20 protein-coding genes and 1 riboswitch are annotated in these 17,684 nt (G+C 54.0%); of the genes, 11 read left to right on the top strand and 9 right to left on the bottom strand.

The features are described from left to right. The first annotated feature begins 222 nt into the window (after positions 1 to 222). From L5656_RS06560 to L5656_RS06575, 4 genes are all read left to right on the top strand, one after another. Positions 223 to 1,521 carry a homoserine dehydrogenase gene (locus tag L5656_RS06560; RefSeq protein WP_366018033.1) on the top strand — a complete coding sequence of 433 codons (1,299 nt, stop codon included), beginning with the start codon at positions 223 to 225 and terminating at the stop codon, positions 1,519 to 1,521. Next, a complete protein-coding gene (gene thrC / locus L5656_RS06565; RefSeq protein ID WP_297200794.1) occupies positions 1,518 to 2,564 on the top strand; it encodes a threonine synthase in 1,047 nt (348 codons plus the stop codon). Before L5656_RS06560 ends, thrC begins: the two co-directional genes overlap by 4 nt. 110 nt (positions 2,565 to 2,674) lie before the next feature. After that, positions 2,675 to 3,565, top strand: coding sequence for a homoserine kinase (thrB, locus tag L5656_RS06570; RefSeq protein WP_297200797.1), 891 nt, complete (start codon positions 2,675 to 2,677; stop codon positions 3,563 to 3,565). 64 nt (positions 3,566 to 3,629) lie between these two features. Next, complete coding sequence (locus L5656_RS06575; RefSeq protein ID WP_297200801.1) at positions 3,630 to 4,850, top strand: aspartate kinase; 1,221 nt, start codon at positions 3,630 to 3,632, stop codon at positions 4,848 to 4,850. Positions 4,851 to 4,917: 67 nt separating this feature from the next. On the opposite strand, the gene L5656_RS06580 is transcribed toward L5656_RS06575, so the two are convergent. After that, on the bottom strand, positions 4,918 to 5,352 hold the full coding sequence (locus tag L5656_RS06580; protein ID WP_297200804.1) for a hypothetical protein: 435 nt from the start codon (positions 5,350 to 5,352) through the stop codon (positions 4,918 to 4,920). A 106-nt stretch (positions 5,353 to 5,458) separates the two neighbouring features. Continuing rightward, positions 5,459 to 5,647: riboswitch (cobalamin riboswitch) on the top strand. A 435-nt stretch (positions 5,648 to 6,082) separates the two neighbouring features. Between L5656_RS06580 and cobK the strand changes: the two genes are divergently transcribed. The 6 genes from cobK to L5656_RS06610 are packed head-to-tail and all read left to right on the top strand — an operon-like array spanning position 6,083 to position 10,842. Beyond that, positions 6,083 to 6,766: a precorrin-6A reductase gene (gene cobK / locus L5656_RS06585; RefSeq protein ID WP_297200847.1), complete on the top strand. Its 684-nt coding sequence runs from the start codon at positions 6,083 to 6,085 to the stop codon at positions 6,764 to 6,766. Between the two features lie 43 nt (positions 6,767 to 6,809). Beyond that, positions 6,810 to 7,571, top strand: coding sequence for an energy-coupling factor ABC transporter permease (locus L5656_RS06590; RefSeq protein ID WP_297200807.1), 762 nt, complete (start codon positions 6,810 to 6,812; stop codon positions 7,569 to 7,571). After that, positions 7,572 to 7,871 carry an energy-coupling factor ABC transporter substrate-binding protein gene (locus L5656_RS06595; protein ID WP_297200810.1) on the top strand — a complete coding sequence of 100 codons (300 nt, stop codon included), beginning with the start codon at positions 7,572 to 7,574 and terminating at the stop codon, positions 7,869 to 7,871. Beyond that, positions 7,858 to 8,655, top strand: coding sequence for a cobalt ECF transporter T component CbiQ (gene cbiQ, locus L5656_RS06600; RefSeq protein WP_297200813.1), 798 nt, complete (start codon positions 7,858 to 7,860; stop codon positions 8,653 to 8,655). Before L5656_RS06595 ends, cbiQ begins: the two co-directional genes overlap by 14 nt. After that, complete coding sequence (locus tag L5656_RS06605) at positions 8,633 to 9,484, top strand: energy-coupling factor ABC transporter ATP-binding protein (protein WP_297200816.1); 852 nt, start codon at positions 8,633 to 8,635, stop codon at positions 9,482 to 9,484. Before cbiQ ends, L5656_RS06605 begins: the two co-directional genes overlap by 23 nt. A 59-nt stretch (positions 9,485 to 9,543) precedes the next feature. Beyond that, positions 9,544 to 10,842, top strand: a complete 1,299-nt coding sequence (locus L5656_RS06610; RefSeq protein ID WP_297200819.1) for an RNA-guided endonuclease InsQ/TnpB family protein — start codon at positions 9,544 to 9,546, stop codon at positions 10,840 to 10,842. Between the two features lie 110 nt (positions 10,843 to 10,952). Here the strand turns inward: L5656_RS06610 and L5656_RS06615 are convergent, their stop codons facing one another. Both L5656_RS06615 and L5656_RS06620 read right to left on the bottom strand, forming a co-directional pair. After that, positions 10,953 to 11,090: a hypothetical protein gene (locus tag L5656_RS06615; protein WP_297200822.1), complete on the bottom strand. Its 138-nt coding sequence runs from the start codon at positions 11,088 to 11,090 to the stop codon at positions 10,953 to 10,955. A 7-nt stretch (positions 11,091 to 11,097) separates the two neighbouring features. Beyond that, positions 11,098 to 11,532, bottom strand: coding sequence for a nucleotidyltransferase domain-containing protein (locus L5656_RS06620; RefSeq protein ID WP_297200825.1), 435 nt, complete (start codon positions 11,530 to 11,532; stop codon positions 11,098 to 11,100). A 90-nt stretch (positions 11,533 to 11,622) separates the two neighbouring features. Here L5656_RS06620 and L5656_RS06625 point away from each other — a divergent pair, with 90 nt between their 5' ends. After that, positions 11,623 to 11,895 carry a DUF3343 domain-containing protein gene (locus L5656_RS06625; RefSeq protein ID WP_297200828.1) on the top strand — a complete coding sequence of 91 codons (273 nt, stop codon included), beginning with the start codon at positions 11,623 to 11,625 and terminating at the stop codon, positions 11,893 to 11,895. 60 nt (positions 11,896 to 11,955) lie between these two features. Here the strand turns inward: L5656_RS06625 and mqnC are convergent, their stop codons facing one another. From mqnC to L5656_RS06655, 6 genes are all read right to left on the bottom strand, one after another. Beyond that, complete coding sequence (gene mqnC / locus L5656_RS06630) at positions 11,956 to 13,026, bottom strand: cyclic dehypoxanthinyl futalosine synthase (RefSeq protein WP_366018035.1); 1,071 nt, start codon at positions 13,024 to 13,026, stop codon at positions 11,956 to 11,958. Next, positions 13,026 to 13,874 carry a menaquinone biosynthetic enzyme MqnA/MqnD family protein gene (locus L5656_RS06635; RefSeq protein WP_297200833.1) on the bottom strand — a complete coding sequence of 283 codons (849 nt, stop codon included), beginning with the start codon at positions 13,872 to 13,874 and terminating at the stop codon, positions 13,026 to 13,028. The genes mqnC and L5656_RS06635 overlap by 1 nt, the downstream gene beginning before the upstream one ends. A 13-nt stretch (positions 13,875 to 13,887) precedes the next feature. Beyond that, positions 13,888 to 14,985 (bottom strand): aminofutalosine synthase MqnE, encoded by a 1,098-nt coding sequence (gene mqnE / locus L5656_RS06640; RefSeq protein ID WP_297200836.1) that lies wholly within the window; start codon positions 14,983 to 14,985, stop codon positions 13,888 to 13,890. Positions 14,986 to 15,013: 28 nt separating this feature from the next. Further along, on the bottom strand, positions 15,014 to 15,883 hold the full coding sequence (locus tag L5656_RS06645) for an MTAP family purine nucleoside phosphorylase (protein WP_297200839.1): 870 nt from the start codon (positions 15,881 to 15,883) through the stop codon (positions 15,014 to 15,016). Between the two features lie 81 nt (positions 15,884 to 15,964). After that, positions 15,965 to 16,687 (bottom strand): NAD(+) synthase, encoded by a 723-nt coding sequence (gene nadE / locus L5656_RS06650; protein ID WP_297200841.1) that lies wholly within the window; start codon positions 16,685 to 16,687, stop codon positions 15,965 to 15,967. A gap of 290 nt (positions 16,688 to 16,977) precedes the next feature. Then, the coding region (locus L5656_RS06655; RefSeq protein WP_297200844.1) for an Rpn family recombination-promoting nuclease/putative transposase at positions 16,978 to 17,684 on the bottom strand (707 nt) is incomplete at its 5' end.

Here is a 17,684-nt window from a genome sequence, read left to right on the forward strand (position 1 = left end):
TTAGGTTGCTGTTCACGTTCAGGCACGGGACCACTTCCTTCTAGCGGAATTATACTATGTTTCGAGGGAAGAGGAAAGATGTTACTCGGGTTATGCCAAGGCTTCTGGACATTGGGCAATGGGTGGCAAGCCAGCCGCAAGAGGTATAAGAAGAAAGGTATTGCTACTACTGGGGAAATAGTGCTACAATTAATCAGACGAAAGCGAGGAGGAACCGGAGAAGTGGAAGAACCCATCCAGATAGGCCTCCTAGGGCTGGGTACGGTAGGCGGTGGAGTCTTTAAACTCCTAAAACGAAACGGCCCGGAGATAGCCAAAAAACTTGGGAGGCCGTTAGAGATAAAAAGGATTTTGGTGCGGGACCTTACCCGGCGCCGTTCAGTTGAGGTAGACCCTTATCTTCTTACCACGGATCCCTTGGCCATCCTAAAGGATCCGGAAATAGAGATCGTAGTAGAAGTAATGGGCGGGCTTGAGCCGGCCCGGGAATATGTACTGGAGGCCCTCCGGCAAGGCAAAAGCGTGGTTACCGCCAACAAGGACCTCTTGGCCCTCCATGGCAAGGAGCTTTTCGCCGCTGCCGAGGCTACAGGACGGGATCTCCTCTTTGAAGCGAGTGTAGGTGGAGGAATCCCCATCATCCACTCCCTCAAAGAATGCCTGGCAGGAAACCGCATAAGCCAGGTAATCGGTATAGTCAACGGCACAACCAACTATATCCTCACCAAGATGAGCCAGGAAGGGCGTCCCTTCAGCGAGGTTTTAGCGGAAGCCCAGCGCTTGGGTTACGCTGAGGCTGACCCTGCCGCGGATATTGAAGGGGATGATGCGGCCCGTAAAATGGCCATCCTGGCCTCCATCGCCTTCGGAACCCGTATCACTTACCCCCAAGTATATCACGAAGGGATATCTCACCTTAAGCCCCAGGATATAGAATACGCCGCCCGGTTGGGCTATGCCATAAAACTTTTGGGTATTGCCAGGGAAAGGGAAGGCGAAGTGGAAGTGCGTGTGCATCCGGCGCTGCTCCCCTTGGAGCATCCCCTGGCCCAGGTTCACGGGGCCTTCAATGCCATCTTTGTGGAGGGAGATGCTGTAGGCCAAGCTATGTTTTACGGCCTGGGGGCTGGAGAGATGCCTACAGCCAGCGCCGTAGTAGGGGATATAATGGAGGCCGCACGTAACCTTATCCATGGCACAGCGGGTCGCCTGTCCTGCACCTGTTTTACTTTTAAGCCGGTGAAACCCATAGAGGATACGGAAACCCGGTATTACCTCCGTATGATAGTCAAAGACCGGCCGGGGGTTTTGGCTGCCATAGCGGGAGTCTTCGGGGACCGGCAGGTGAGCTTGGCTTCTGTAATACAGGTGGGGATGGTGGGCGAGCAGGCCGAGCTAGTATTTATAACCCATAAAGTGCGGGAGCAAAACTTGCGGGAAGCCGTAGAGATTATCTCCGGGCTTCCAGTAGTAAAAGAAGTAGCTAGCGTTATTCGGGTAGAAGGGGAGCGAGAACAATGAAGTGGCCAGGAGTTTTAAAAGCCTATAAAGAATTCCTTCCCATCACCGAAAAAACCCCCCTTATAACCCTTTTGGAAGGTAACACCCCCCTTATCCCGGCGGAACGGCTTTCCCGCGAGCTAGGCTTAAAGCTTTATTTCAAATATGAGGGGCTTAACCCGACCGGCTCCTTTAAGGATAGAGGTATGGTCATGGCCGTGGCCAAAGCCCTGGAAGCCGGGTCCCGGGCCATCATGTGCGCATCGACAGGGAACACTTCCGCCTCCGCGGCAGCTTATGCGGCCCGCTGCGGGCTAAAGTGCACCGTCCTCATACCCGAGGGAAACATAGCCCTGGGTAAACTCGCCCAGGCGCTTTTTTATGGAGCGCAGGTTATCGCCATCCAGGGGAATTTCGACGACGCCCTCGCCCTGGTGCGTAAAATAACCTCAGAACACCCCATAACCCTGGTAAACTCCCTCAACCCTTACCGTATAGAAGGCCAGAAAACGGCGGCTTTTGAAGTATGCGACGCTTTGGGCGAGGCCCCCGATTACCTGGCTATACCCGTAGGAAATGCCGGCAATATCACCGCTTACTGGAAGGGATTTAAAGAGTACAAGTCCGCCGGAAGAAGTATGAAGCTGCCCCGGATGATAGGATTTCAGGCGGAAGGTGCGGCCCCCATCGTAAAGGGACACGTAATCCCCGAACCTCGCACGGTGGCCACCGCCATCCGCATAGGTAACCCGGCTAGCTGGCGTCCGGCGGTGGAGGCGGCCCGGGAATCTGGGGGATTTATCGATAGCGTTACCGATGAAGAAATTTTGGCCGCCCAGCGTCTCCTTGCTACCGCCGAAGGTATATTCGCCGAGCCTGCTTCGGCTGCTTCCCTGGCCGGGGTTATAAAACATGCCCGTAAAGGATTGTTCGAGGCTAAAGATACAGTAGTATGCGTGTTGACCGGCAACGGCCTGAAAGATCCCGACATAGCCATAAAACAGGCCGGCCAGCCCTTATCCCTTCCTCCCCGCGAGGAGGCCGTCCTGGAGGTTGTTTTGTAAGAGGTGGCCTTACAATTCGGCAGGGTCAAGGTGGTGCAAGCTTTTTGGGGAGATAGGGCCGGTACGGTTAGATTTCCAGTTTCCAAGAGGAGGAAGGCGAGGAAAAGTTTATGCCCCGGATACGGGTGCCAGCCACCACAGCCAATCTAGGTCCGGGCTTCGATGCTCTGGGGCTGGCCTTAGAATTATATAACTACGTCTCCATAGAGGAGGCTCCAGAATTAGAGATAACTGTACAGGGAGAAGGCGAAAATTCCATCCCCCGGGGGCCGGATAACATAGCTTACCGGGCGGCCGCTGCCGTATACACCCGGGTGGGCAAGAAGGTGCCCGGTTTTAAGATCGCCTTTGAAAACCACATCCCGGTAGCAAGAGGTTTGGGTTCCAGCGCGGCCGCCGTGGTGGCGGGGGTGGTAGGAGCCAACGCTCTCCTGGGCCATCCTCTATCCCAGGAAGAACTGGTATCCTTAGCTGCGCGGCTGGAGGGACACCCGGACAATGTAGCCCCTGCTCTCTTAGGGGGCCTGGTAGTAGTGGTTTTAAACGGACAGCAAGTATTCTACCAGCGAGTGGACCCGCCTCCAGGTTTAAGCCTGCAGGTAGCCATACCTAACTTTACCTTATCCACCCGCGTCTCCCGGGGTGTTCTCCCGGCCATGGTACCGGTGGAGGATGCGGTCTTCAATTTAAGCCGGGCGGCGTTACTCATTGCCGCAGCACAGGCAGGGAACCTGGAGCTAATGGGGAAGGCCATGGAGGATCGCCTGCACCAGCCCTACCGCCTGCGTCTTGTACCCGGCATGTCCGAGGTCTTCCAGGCAGCCCTGGAGGCCGGGGCCTTGGCGGTAACCTTAAGCGGCTCAGGACCTGCCGTGATAGCCTTCTGCCGGGGGAGTTCACCTAAAGTAGGAGCGGCCATGAAGAAGGCCTTTGAAGATAACGGGGTAAAATGCGAAATCAAAGAACTTAAACCTGCAAGCCAGGGCGCTATTCTCTGTTAAGGAGTTATTTGAGGCATATCGGGTGGCATAAAACTTTCCGTACCGAGGAGGAGAAGGGTCAATTATGGCCTTGATTGTGCAAAAATACGGAGGCACGTCCGTAGACGGCCCAGAGAGGGTAAAAAGTGTGGCCCGGAGGGTAGTGGAGACCCGGAGGGCCGGCCACCAGGTAGTAGTGGTAGTCTCGGCGCCGGGTGATACTACCGACCGGCTCATAGCTATGGCTAAAGAGATAAGCCCTGACCCCCCGGCCCGGGAACTGGATATGTTGCTCGCTACGGGTGAGCAGATGTCCATCGCTCTTCTCGCCATGGCCATACAGGACTTGGGAGAGCCTGTCATCTCTCTCACCGGACCCCAGGTGGGCATCTTAACCGATGGCGTGCATACCAAGGCTCGCATCCTGGATGTTGACTGCACAAGGCTAAGGCGCGAGTTGGATGCGGGCAAGATCGTAATTGTAGCCGGGTTCCAGGGAGCCACACAAGATAATGAGATTACCACCTTGGGGCGGGGCGGCTCGGATACCACTGCCGTGGCCCTGGCGGCAGCTTTAAAGGCCGATCTGTGCCAGATCTACACCGACGTGGACGGGGTCTACACCGCCGACCCCCGGGTGGTCCCGGAAGCCCGCAAGTTGCGCTGCATTTCTTATGATGAGATGCTGGAGCTTGCCAGCTTGGGGGCCAAGGTACTCCAGGCCCGGTCCGTCGAGTTCGCCAAGCTCCATAATGTGATCTTAGAGGTACGTTCAAGCTTCAACAACAACGAAGGCACTATAGTAAAAGAGGTGCAGGATATGGAGAAGGCTATGGTAGTGACCGGCGTAGCCGGCGACCGTAACGTGGCCAGGATAGCCATCTATGATGTTCCCGACCGGCCGGGTATCGCCCGGGCCTTATTTGAAGCCCTGGCCAAGGAAAGCATCAATGTAGATATGATCGTCCAGAGCGCCATGCGGAATGGCATAAATGATATAGCCTTTACCGTAGCCCGCGATGACCTCGCTAAGGCCGTAGAAGTTACCGAAAGGGTCAAAGAACAGATCGGGGCCAGCGCCGTAGCCTACGATGACAAAGTGGCCAAGGTCTCCATCGTAGGTGCAGGAATGATCACCAACCCCGGCGTGGCGGCGGGTATGTTCGCCTGCTTGGCCGAGGAAGGCATCAACATCCATATGATAAGCACCTCAGAGATAAAGGTCTCCTGCATCATCGATGAAGAGCACCTCACCAGGGCCATGCAAGCCCTGCATAGATGGTTTAAGTTAGACCAGGAAACTTAAAACCCGGGCGCCGGCCCTGTTACCCGCAGCCCTGGCCTAAAACTTCGGTCCTGCAGCAGGCCATTGTCTAAGCTTTATCTTTGTCTCCAGAAGGGAGTTTTAAAAGCTTAAGTTCCGCATCCTGATTGCGAAGCCTTATATGTTGCTTAAACTCAATAAGGATGTCTAAGATTTCGTGCAAGAAGGGGCTGCCGAAGGTAGAGAGAAGACCTACGGTTACCATATTAAGGAGCCGGTACAGGGTAGGGTGGGCGGCTTTAAAAGCAGCGAGGACCCCGTTTATCCCCAGCATCGCGAAAACATCTACCGCCGCCATACCAGCCAAAAGAGCTGCTACCACAGCGCTGGTCAAAAGTACCCGCGTCTTCCTTTTTTCTTCCTTTACGGGGTCGGCCTCTTCCTTGCCCAGCCAGGGCCAGCGGGCCTTGAGCTGCTCCACTATTCCTTGCGTGGCAGCAAAGATAGCCCCCATAATTGTTAAAAAGCGCTGAATATCATCCACAGTCAACCACTCCCTTCTTTAAGATAGAATCCTTATACCATATGCTATTCTTTTGAAAAACCTCTTGCTATAGTAGAGGCCGCTCCAGTATAATAAAAACGAAAATTCCATAGGGAAGGAGACGGGATGGCTACCACTATTGGTAGCCGAGGGAAGTCAGTGAAAATCTGACGCGGTCCCGCCACTGTGACAGGGAGCAGGCCCACATTAAAGCCACTGGGCTTTGATCAAGCCTGGGAAGGCGTGGGCAGCGATGAACTGGAGCCAGGAGACCTGCCCGTCTCTTAGTGCCATGTCCCTACGAGGGATAGGGGGTGGTACAGGGAAGAGTTACACCTTCTGTTACCATTGTAGGGCAGAAGGTTTTTTATTTTTCCAGGTGGCTTAGCCTCGAGAAGGCAAGCCTTAAGAGGTTGGGACGGGAGGGAGAGCTGCCTCAAAAAGGTTCCCTTCCTTAAAGTGAAGGGTAGCTTGAGGTGAGCTATGACCGCCGCCCGGGAAGACCTGCCTGGTAGAAGGGGTGGGTTTGTCTCCGGGGGCAAAACTTTTAAGACCTTATCCCCGGTGGTGACAAACCGGGGTTTTTTAGTAATCTCTTCCGTGGGAGGCGAAAGGGGAAACTGTGGCACAAAAGGCAGGTGAGGGTAGAGGGAAGGCTGTACTGATAATCGGGAGCACCAGGGAGGCCCGGGAGCTGACACACAGGCTCGTAGGGTAAGGCTTTATAGTTCTGGCCTGGACGGGCAGCGAGTATGGCCAAAGGCTTGCCCTGGAGGACGGGGCACAGGAAGCTCTTATAGGACCCATTACCGAAGAAACCTTACAGCGCGTAACCCAGGAACACGGCCTTAATATGGTAGTAGATTTTAGCCTGCCTTACCCCAGCGAGGTTTCTACCATCTTGGAAAATTACTGCCTTAAGCAGGATATACCGTGCGTACGCTTCTTGCGTTCCGAAACTGATGTCCCTCGCCACCCCTTAATCCATGAAGTATATGGGTGGGTGGAAGCAGCCCAACTTGCCGCCAGGCTGGGGGACACCATTTTCCTTACCACCGGCACCTATAACTTGGAAGTATTTTTGTCCAGCCAGGAATTAAAGGGCAAACGGATAGTGGTCCGGGTCCTACCAGAGCACCGCGTGGTAAAAAAATGTCAAGACCTTGGCCTTACCCCCCGGGATATAGTGGCTATGCAAGGTCCCTTTTCCCGGGAACTAAATAAGGCATTGTTCAAAGCCTACAAAGCCAAAGTAATAGTCACCCGGGACTCGGGCCCTGCCGGGGGGACTGATACCAAAATAGAAGCTGCTTTAGACCTCCATATCCCTGTAGTAATTATCAAGCGTCCCCCTCTAAAACACCAGCATCCAGTAACCTCCCTCGAAGAAATACTTAAGCTTTTAGCGGAATAATCCAGGATAAAGAAAGGAGGCTAGGGTTTTAAACCCACCTGAAATGTTTTCAAGGTATGCCAAGTTAATTCTAATCCTAAGTCTTCATCTTATTCTCCTTTCCCTTCTTGCGCCGCCCCCTGCCTATGCCATGCACATCATGGAAGGTTTCCTGCCCTTAGGGTGGGCAGCCTTATGGTTTATTCTAGTCCTTCCCTTCTGGGGCTGGGGGGTAAAAAGCCTCAAAGCTAAAGTTTCCGGTCAGCCGGGCCTTAAGCTTCTTTTAGGTTTTGCCGGAGCTTTTACCTTCGTCCTTTCTGCTTTAAAACTTCCCTCTGTGACCGGGAGCTGCTCTCATCCTACCGGAGTAGGTTTAGGCGCCATTCTTTTTGGACCGGCGGCCATGAGCGTCCTGGGCGCCATAGTGCTTCTGTTCCAGGCCCTTCTCTTAGCCCACGGCGGGTTGACTACTTTAGGAGCCAACACCTTCTCTATGGCCGTAGTAGGCCCCCTAACCTCCTACGGCATTTATAAATTCCTAAAGAAAACCAAAGTACCCTTAAGCTTCAACGTCTTCCTGGCTTCAGCTTTAGGAGATCTGGCTACCTATGTGGTCACCTCCCTGCAGCTTGCCCTGGCCTTCCCGGCACCGGATACGGGGATCTGGGGTTCCTTCGCTAAATTTATAAGCATCTTTGCCGTAACCCAAGTCCCTCTGGCCATAAGCGAAGGCTTGCTTACAGTAGTCGTCTTCAATTACCTCTTCGCCTACAACAAGGAAGAGCTTAAGGAGCTGGCTGTCCTGCAAGAGAAGGGGGGAGCTTAATTGAACTTAGCGTGGAAGAATACCCTCTTACTTTTGATCGTAATTGTCCTCGTAATAATACCCTTTGTAATCCAGAAGGAGGCCGAGTTTGCAGGGGCGGATAGCCTCGCTGAAGAAGCTATAAGCGAGGTCAACCCCGAATACAAGCCCTGGTTCAGCGCCCTATGGGAGCCCCCCAGCGGCGAAGTAGAAAGTTTTCTTTTTGCTGCCCAGGCTGCCATAGGTAGCGGTGTTGTTTGCTATTATCTCGGCTATCTTAAGGGCCGGAAGGATAGGGAGGGAAATCGTGAGCGTCCTTGAACAGTACGCTTACAGCAACCGGCTCCGGTATGTACACCCGGCGGAAAAAATATTCTTTGTCCTGGCCACTTTAATCTTCCTTTTAGCAACCTCGCAGATCAAGATCTATATCTTCGTGCTGGTTGTGGTAAGCGTGCTTTTGATAGGGGTGGCAGGTATTCCTGTAGCCTTTTACCTGCGGCTTCTTCTCCTGCCCCTTTCATTTTTGATAACCAGCGGAGCCGTTATAGCCCTTACTGTTACCGCCACCCCGGACCTCCTCTTAAGCATATCCCTAGGAAGATTTACGTTAGGGGTAACCCGGGAGGGCCTGCTAGTTGCTGCCAAGGCCTGCCTTAAAGCCCTGGCCAGCGTAGCTTGCCTTTACTTTTTGGCCCTCACCACTCCCATAGTAGACGGCACCGCTGTTTTGCGCCGCCTGCGGGTTCCAGGACTGGTCCTCGACCTTCTAACCCTAACCTACCGCTTTAGCTCCGTACTCTTGGATACAGCTATAAAGATGTATATCTCCCAGTCTTCCAGGCTGGGGTATAGCTCCTTGCCCCGTTCCTTTCGTTCTTTAGGATACCTTATAAGCAACCTTTTCCTTAAAAGTTACGAGCAAGCCAAAATGCTCAATATAACCTTAAGTTCCCGGGGATATCAAGGAGAATTTCGGGTCCTGGAACATCCCTTCCACCTTTCCAAGCGCAATTTAATCCTTATAGGGCTGTGGTTAATATTGTTGGGAGCCCTCGCCTGGCCCGGTGGAGGTGGAAAGCTTGTCGTACGTATTGGCTACTGAAGGCTTAGATTACACCTATCCCAACGGGACCCAGGCTTTAAAGGGCGTCTCCTTAAAGATACCCAAGGGTAGCAAGGCAGCCATCCTAGGGCCTAACGGAGCCGGCAAGTCCACCCTTTTCCTGCATTTTAACGGTATTCTAAAACCCCAGCGGGGAAAGGTAATATATGAGGGGAAAGAACTGCGCTACGACCGCACTTCCCTTTTAAACTTGCGCCAGAAAGTGGGTATTGTCTTCCAGGACCCCGATACCCAGCTCTTTTCAGCTAGCGTTATACAAGAGGTATCCTTTGGCCCCTTCAACTTAGGTTTACCTGAAGCAGAAGTAAAGAGAAGGGTAGAAAAGGCCCTGGCCCTTACGGGGATAGAGGACTTGGCCGATAAACCTACCCACTTTTTGAGCTACGGGCAAAAGAAACGGGTATGCTTGGCTGCAGTCTTGGCCATGGAGCCTGAAGTCCTTATCCTTGATGAACCCACAGCCTATTTAGATCCCCAATTGGTAAGGCAGCTTATAGATTTTCTGGAGGAACTCCACCGTCAGGGCCGAACCGTGATCCTTTCCACCCACGACGTGGATCTGGCCTATACCTGGGCTGACCAGGTGTTCATCCTTAAAGCAGGGAAGCTGGTAACTAGCGGTCGTCCGGAAGAGGTGTTCGCCGACCGCAAGCTGGTGGAAGAGGTAGGGCTCGCCCTCCCCTGGATATGGGAAGTATACCAGAGGCTAAAGGAGTTGGGCTGGCCGGTAGAGGCGCCCCCTCCCCGCAGCAAAGAAGAGCTTTTAAGGGAGCTCCCGTGCCCAATTTACCAAAAAATTGGCCGCTGAAGGCCCCGGCCTTCAGGCCCGGGGATGAAAGCGGCCCCAAATTGTGCTACAATGGAAGCATGAAGCGCACCAACGTCATCCGGGTCCTCCCAGACAAACGGCAGAAGCGGGTCCTGGAGATCATCGGGGACCGCTGTGCCGCGCTCTGGAACGTTGTCCAGTTCAGGTGCAGGCAGGCCTTCCTGAAGGGCGAACCAGTGCCCTCCTATGAGGCCCTCTGCTCCGAGTTCAAGGAGCACCCGGCCTACAAAGCCCTGCCCGCTCACATCGGGCAGGAGGTAATCAAGAAAGCACGGAGGGCGTGGGACGCGTTCTTCGCCTGCCTCCGCCTGTACCGGAAGGGTAAGCTGGCACAGTGCCCATCCCTGCCCCGGTACTGGAAGGATCGGAAGACCGGAAAGCGTTTCTTCAGAGTTATCCCCGTCAAAGCACCCACTTCCTACTCACTCACCGCGAAAATCTTGAGCCTCACATTGCCCAGAGATCTCCGCAACGGCAGCGGGGATAGACTCCTGCTCCATACAAAAGGCCTGCTGAAGTTTCACGGGCAACCCAAGACGTTAGAACTCAAGTACGACCCGGTTAAAAGGCGCTGGTACGCCCACCAAGTCGTGGAGGTACCCGATCCTGTTGCAAAGGCCAGACCACCGAAGTGTGCCGGGCTAGATCTCGGGGCCAGAACCTTCGGTGCCCTTGCCGTGGAAGGCCTTGACTACCAACTCCTCTTCTCCGGTAGAGAACTCTGGAAGGACTTTCTCTACTGGACGAAGATGATTTCCCGGGAGCAGGCACGGCTGAACAGGACCGGGAGGAAGACTTCGCGAAAACTCAAGCTCCTATACCGCAAGCGAAGTAAAAGGTTAAAGCACGCCTTTGAAGCGCTTGCCAAACAGATTGCCAGGATCCTCAAGAAAAACGGAGTAGGAACTCTGTTTATCGAAAACCTGACAGATATCCGCGCAGACATGGATTTCGGCCCGCAGAACCTGCTGGTCCACAACTTCTGGACCTTCCGCATGCTCAGGAAGGCGATTGAAGACGCGTGCGTCAAAGAAAATATTGTCGTCGTTCCGGTAGAGCCCCAGGGTACTTCATCTACTTGTGCCGTCTGCGGAGGCCTCATCAACAGGTTAGTGCGAAATAAAGCCTATTGTCCGAACTGCGGGTTAGTATGGCACGCAGATGCCAATGCTGCTTTAAATATACTCCTCAAGGGCTCCTCGAAGGGGCACGGGGCGGAGGCCACGCCCCAGAGGCCGTTAGTACTCCGGTGGAACCGCCACCGGTGGGAAAGCCGCCTCAAATCCGCTGTCGGAACGCCCTTAAGGGCGGCGAACAGCGTTCCTGAAGCGGCGTAAGCCACTTTCAGGAACCCCCTGGCTTTAGCCATGGGGTGGAAGTCAGCGTTCAGAGGAGAGGACACTTTTGATCTCCTGAATAAACTTGTCGAAATCGCTTAGCTCCTTCTTCAAGAAGCACACGCATGGCGTCGCGGGTCTCCCAGTATCTCTTCTTTAGTCTTTTTGTCTAGCAAATCTCTTATGCTGGTTACCTGTTCACGGATATAGCTAATTTTGGAGATTATCCGCTGACGGTCGAGCGCCATTTTTCCATCACCTTTCCGTAACTTCAGAGATAACCTCTTCCAGGGCCCGGATATATCGGGGATAGAGATCGGCATATCTGCGGCTTACGTACTCAATCACATCGGTAACTCGTTCCATGTTACGGCAGTAGATGAGCTTGCCTTTTTTCAGGGCATGAAAGGTAAATAACGGTTTGTCCGGGTCCAGGAGAACTATGTCGAAAGGGTGTCCGTCTATAGGGGGCAGATAAAGGGCGATATCTGCCTCTAGTGTATCGCCCTCTTCGCTATCCGGTTTTATTCCGGGTTCCAGGATAAGACCCAGGTCGATATCGCTGTCAGGGCGGCAAGGGCCCAAACTCGAACCAAATAGATAAGCTCCGGCTACCTGGGGAAAATTCTTCAAGGCTTCCTGCACCTGGCGTATTATGCGGTCTAAGTTTAACCTTACTAGACCCGGCATTGTAACCACCTGTAATATTGTAGTACTCAAATTATAGTAAAATTATAGCAAAAAGGTCAAACCGGCACCAGAGTTACGGAGGTAATGCGGATGCAGGAATTCACCCTCTTCACCTTTCCTTCAACGCACCAGGCTTTAAAGGCAGAAAAGGTGCTACAGGCAGCGGGATTAGAAGGAAGGCTCTTACCCATGCCCCGGGAGATAAGCTCGCTTTGCGGCCTGGCCCTGCAAGTGGATAGGGCAGAAGAGGACAGGGCTTTGGCCCTTTTAAAGGGGGAAGTTGCGCTGGAGAAGAAGGTAAGGATCCGGAGGGAACGGGGTTTTCTTAAAGAGATAGAAGAGGTGGTAGAGCTGGGAGGGTAAAAGCAGGTATCCTAGAAAAGATGGCCTTTCCCTTGCTTCAAGGCTTTACGGGAAGAAGTGTTAAAAGTAACGCAGTACATTGTATAAATTATCCCGCTGGGCTGGACGGAAGCCTGCGTCCTTTATCACCCTTATAATATCTTCCTTAGAGCAGCGGAATACGGCCCCTGCAGCCCTCACCACGTTTTCCTCGAGCATGGTGGAACCAAAATCGTTAGCCCCAAAAGAGAGGGCGATTTGGGCCGTTTTAGCCCCTTGGGTCACCCAGGATACCTGTATATTAGGGATATTATCTAGATAAATACGGCTTATGGCCAGGGTGCGAAGGTAGTCTTCTGCCGTAGCCGGCTTGCCTCCTAAAGCCGTATTTCCCGGCTGGTAGCTCCAGGGTATAAAGGCGGTAAAGCCCCCCGTCTCATCCTGGAGCCGGCGCAGCTCCTCCAGGTGCTTAAGCCGGTCCTCTAACGTTTCTACGCTTCCGAACATCATAGTAGCCGTAGACTTCATCCCCAGACGGTGTGCCGCGCGCATGACTTCAAGCCAGCGGGAAACAGGGGTCTTCCTGGGGCTTATCCTTTGTCTAACCTCGTCCACCAGTATTTCCGCGCCTCCACCGGGCAGAGAATCAAGCCCGCTTTCCTTAAGGCGCCGCAGCACTTCTTCTACGGCCAATCCTTCCTTCCGGGCAAGAAAATCCACCTCGACAGGGGATAGGGAGTGCAGGGTTATAGGGTAGCGGGCCTTGATCTCACGGAAAAGCTCCTCAAAAAACGAAAGCCCCAGATCAGGATGGAGCCCGCCTTGCATCAAAATCTGCGTTCCCCCGGCTTCTAAGGTTTCCTCGATCTTGCGGAAGATCTCCTCCCGGGTTAGAACGTACCCTTCCGGGTGGCCCGGGGGCCTAAAGAAGGCACAGAAATGGCACCCGCAGGTGCATATATTCGTATAATTTATATTCCGGTCCACCACAAAGGTGACCACTCCGTCCGGATGCAGTCTCCGCCGCACCGTATCCGCAAGATATCCCAAAAGGAGGGTATCGGCCTTCTCCCACAGCTCAAGGCCCTCCTCAAAGGAGATCCTTTTCCCTTCGAAAACCTTGGCTGCTATCTCCTTTACTATCCCCTGCATTAATATCTCTCCCATATCCTTATTTCCGGCAGGCAAGAGAGCCGGCCCTCCTCATAGCAATACCGGTAGAAGGTCTTAAGCCCCCTTATATGCTCCGGCCCGAGGTCGTACTCTAATACCCCGAAATATTCCACCATCTCGCCCAAAGACAGCCCCGAAAGGCGGGCTGCTTCTTGAGCCACCTCAGCAAGGTGCTCCCTGCCCCAGGCCTTGGAGGCCAGAAGGCCCTGCCATATAGCCTTTAGCTTCTCAGGATGCTCCCGGGCAAACTCCTCCCTTACCACCCACAGGGCGAACACCATGGGCTGCCCCGTAAACCCGTACCACTCTTTTCCCAGGTCGTAGACGAATAGGCCCCCGGCTAATTTCCAGGCCTGGAGGGCCTCATCGCCTATGGCTAAAGCTGCGGCCGGCTCCTCTTCGCCTTCGGGCGCCCACCATAACGGCGCACCCGGCGGCCGGCGAAAAAACCTGGCCTCCACACCGTAAAGCCTTTTAAGCAAAACTTCCAGCAAGGCCACGCTGGTTGCCGAATAGGGAGTAAGGGAGATACTTTGGCCTTCTAGCTCTTGTATGGGCCGCTTGCTGAAAAGGGCCACACTTTTAACCGGGCCGGAAGAAGAGATGGAAAGCCCGGGCAGCACGAGGCACTTGTCAAAATGTTGTGCATAAGCAAAGGACGATACTGCCGTGACCTCCAGCTCGCCTTCCGCCAGGGCCCGGTTTAGCTCCACAGGAGGCCCCGCCACAACCGTACCCGGGATGTCTACCTTGCCCTGTTCCAAGGCATAAAAAACAGGCAGGCAGTTCAAATAAGACACCCTGCCCACGCGAGGAAGCACGCACATACAAGCCCGCCTTCTAATACCTCCGGACAACATTGTACAAAGTGTCCCGCTCTACTGGGATGCGCCCGGCCTCCCGGATGAGGCGCAAAAATTCTTCTGCCGGGTGGTACTGGGGAGTTTCCGCGCCAGCATCGTGGGCTATGTGCTCCTCGCGCACCGTGCCGTCCAGGTCGTCCACACCGAAGTGCAGGGCTATCTGGGCCACCTTGGGGGTAAGCATTATCCAGAAGGCCTTGATGTGGTCGAAATTGTCCAAAAGGAGCCTGGAGACGGCCAGGGTTTTCAGATCGTCATATCCCGTCGTGGGGGGAAGATGTTTAAGCCCTGTATTGGCAGGGTGGAAGGGCAGGGGGATAAAGGCCATAAAGCCGCCTGTCCTGTCCTGCTGCTCGCGCAGGGCGAGGAGGTGGTCCACCCTGTCCTCCAGGCTTTCAATGTGTCCGTACAACATGGTGGCGTTGGTACGGATTCCTAACCTGTGGGCCGTGGCGTGCACCTCTAGCCACCGCTCACCGCTTATTTTACGCGGGCATATTTTGCTCCGTACGGCCGGGTTAAAGATCTCGGCCCCGCCTCCGGGCAAAGACCCCAGGCCCGCTTCTTTAAGCCTTAAGAGCACCTCTTCTAAGCTCAAACCCGAAATTTCGCTTATAAAATCTATCTCTACCGCATCGAAGGCCTGCAGGTGGGCTTGAGGCAAGATCTCTTTTATGGTGCGGAGCATGTCCTCGTAGTAACTGAAAGGAAGGGCGGGGTTTAACCCGCCGACGATGTGGATCTCAGTAGGCTCGTACTTCCGGTAGTGCTCCGCTTTTTGGGCTATCTCTTCTATGCTCAACGTATAAGCACCTTCGGCATCGGCAGGGCGGCCGAAGGCGCAGAAAGAGCAAAGGTTGCGGCATACGTTCGTATAATTTATGTGGGCGTTGTTGATGAAATAAACTTCATCGCCCACCTTTTTCTTGCGGGCAAAATCAGCCAGGAAGCCTACGGCCAGGAGGTCGTCACTCTCCATGAGCCGTATCCCGTCCTCCCGGCTGAGCCTTTCGCCTTCAAAGACCTTCTCCGCTATATCCCCTAGGGGGCCCTTAAGAACGGCTTCCTCAAGCATAAACTTTCCCCCTGAAAGCTTTTTCGGGCTAGCCCGAACTCCGCTTGCCGCGACCTATATTCTCTGGCCGCAATAAGGTATCCTTGCGCAAGTCTCTGCATGCGCAGCCGTCTTCCAAAGGAAGATCCATAAGTGCTCGGAAGATGATGCGGGCGAAGGGCTCCGCTTGCTCAAAAAAGATGTCTTTTAAAACCTTATGCTCCCAGGGTTTTACCACCCCTTCGGCATAATTTACCACCAGATATATACCCGCATAACAGGCCCCGATCTCCCGGGCGAGATAAACTTCAGGGCAGAGGGTTTGGCCGACTATGTCGGCCCCCCACTGCCTGAAAACCCTTATCTCCGCTTCGCTCTCAAAGTGGCGCCCCTCGGTAACCAAGTACACGCCCCGGTCGAAGACCCGGTTTAAGGGGGCCTCCTTGGCTGCCGCCACCAGGGCAGCGCGCAAAGAGGGGCAGAGGGGCTGCCGCATGATAAGAAGGTAGTCTTCGCTTAAATGCACGTCACGCCGTAAAGAAAAGTCTATATAATCCGCAGGTACGACGATGTCCAGGGGGTCGAGGAGGGGGTTGATGCTTCCCACACCGCCTTCAGCAATGACCTTTTTTACCCCGGCCTGGCCCAAGACCCAAAATAGCCTCTTTGAAGCCTCCCCCCAGGAGACACCCGGCATCCGGCCGTGCATCTTGACCGTCAGCACAAGACGCGGCGGGTCGGTGGGGAGGGAAAAGAGCTTAAAGGCAGGGCTCGGTCCGAAGGGTGTGGGGTACACCAGGTCCCGGCCTAAAACCTCCACCCCTTCCAGGCCCAGGTCCTCCGGCAAATCCAGGGAAAAGGTCCCTGAACCGCCGATAAAGGCCAAGGGCACCTGAGGGATACCTTCACCCCGGGGCATGAGTATTCCCCTTTCTGCTCCGCTTACCCTTACCTACTCTACCTCTTTTAACCCCCACCGTCAAGCATCTTAACAGGCCTTTTAAAAGGGAGGTACGGCCGGAAGGCGCCTTTTATGTTCGCTTCTTGCCACCAGAGCCTCGATTCTTTGCGCCACCTCGGGCGGGGCCTCTCCTGTCAAAAGATAACGGTCTAGCTCAGCATACTTAAGCCCCATCTCTTCTTCATCCGTCTGTCCCTCCCAGAGACCTGCGCTGGGAGGCTTATCTATTATATCCTGGGGCACCCCCAGGTACCTGGCCAGCTCCCTCACCTGGGTTTTAACCAGGTTTCCCAAGGGCAAAATATCCACGCCCCCGTCACCGTATTTAGTAAAGTAGCCTACAGCCAACTCGCTCCGGTTACCGGTACCTACCACCAAATAATTGAGCTCGTTGGCCCAGTAATACAGGGCTACCATGCGCAGTCGGGGCTTTATATTCGCTAGGGCCAGGGACCGCTCGCCCGCACTGGAAGCACATTCCGTAAGGACCTCGACCAGGGCGTCGTACACCCTGTCGAGCACTATAACCTTATAAGGGATGCCGAAAACTTCCGCCACCCGCCGGGCATCCTCCTCATCGCGGGGGTGGCTGTAGCAAGGGAGGATGAGCCCCAGGCAACTCTCAGGTAAAGCACGGCGGCACAGGGCGCCCACTGTGGCAGAATCTAGCCCCCCGCTTAAACCGAACACCACACCCCGGCACCCGCTCTCTTTCACCCTCTCCCGTATCCAGGAAACAAGTTTTTGGGCCAGTTCTTCCATGAAAAGCCCCCCTTAAAATTTATAACCTTAAAAATAAAAAGCCCGGTTTCTTTCCCGGACTCCTTCGCCCATCTTTATTATAACTTCCTTATGTTTCTACCTCAAGCCTTATAGCTTGTTGAAGCTGTCAAGTGCCTCATGGCGCCTGCACCACCACCGGTGTACTGGCCCCCGATAATTTGGACTTAAACGACCAACACGCCACGGCTCGCATTATTTCGCAGCAAGTCCGTCCCGGCCAAAGGACGGTTCGAAGATAAGGCTGTCGCGAAAGAGCCAATAGCAGCGCTTCAGTGTTCTAGCTGTTTCTTTAGCTTCTCTATTTCTTCTAAGCTAAGCCCCGTGGCTTTGACAATGGTGTCCACGTCAACATTGAGAAGCAGTAAGTTTTCGGCTACTTGCAGTTTGGCTTTACGTTCGCCTTCGAGTTCACCTTCAAGTTTACCCTTCTCCAGTCCCCTTAACCAAGCCTCCCGCTGCATTTCTTCTAGTACCAATTCCAGGTTGCTTATCATCTTCTCCACCTCCCAGGGATTAGTCGCATCTAGGTAGCTATCCACTTTAGCCTGCATGTCAGCAGGCATTTTAGGTTTTATGACATTCTTCAGCCACGCCATTAGATAACGGAACTCATCAGGGCTGAGAGTTTTTACTACCCCGGCCAGCTTCCTCAGGCGTTTCACCAGCTCTTGGGGGCTAATCCTTTGGTCTAACAAAAAAACACTGGCTATCAAATTGGCCGCCTTAAGAAGCTCTTCTTCGCTGTAACGGTTTACATCAAAAAGAAGGTAACGGAAGTCGAGAAGGTACTTGCCAAATTCCTCGTAACCCGCCTGCATTTCTTTAAAGGTCCGGGCTGCTGTCCAGTTGGTAGCCCCATTATACAAAACTGCCGGGATGATGGGCGGCAGACGAAAGTCCTTGCGCTCCCTTAAGTTTAAAGGAGTGTTGTTGTAAACATCCCGCCAGACTTCTACCATGTATAACAAAAGCCTAA

Source organism: Thermanaeromonas sp., assembly GCF_021890735.1.
Taxonomy (GTDB): Bacteria; Bacillota; DSM-521; order Neomoorellales; family Neomoorellaceae; genus Thermanaeromonas.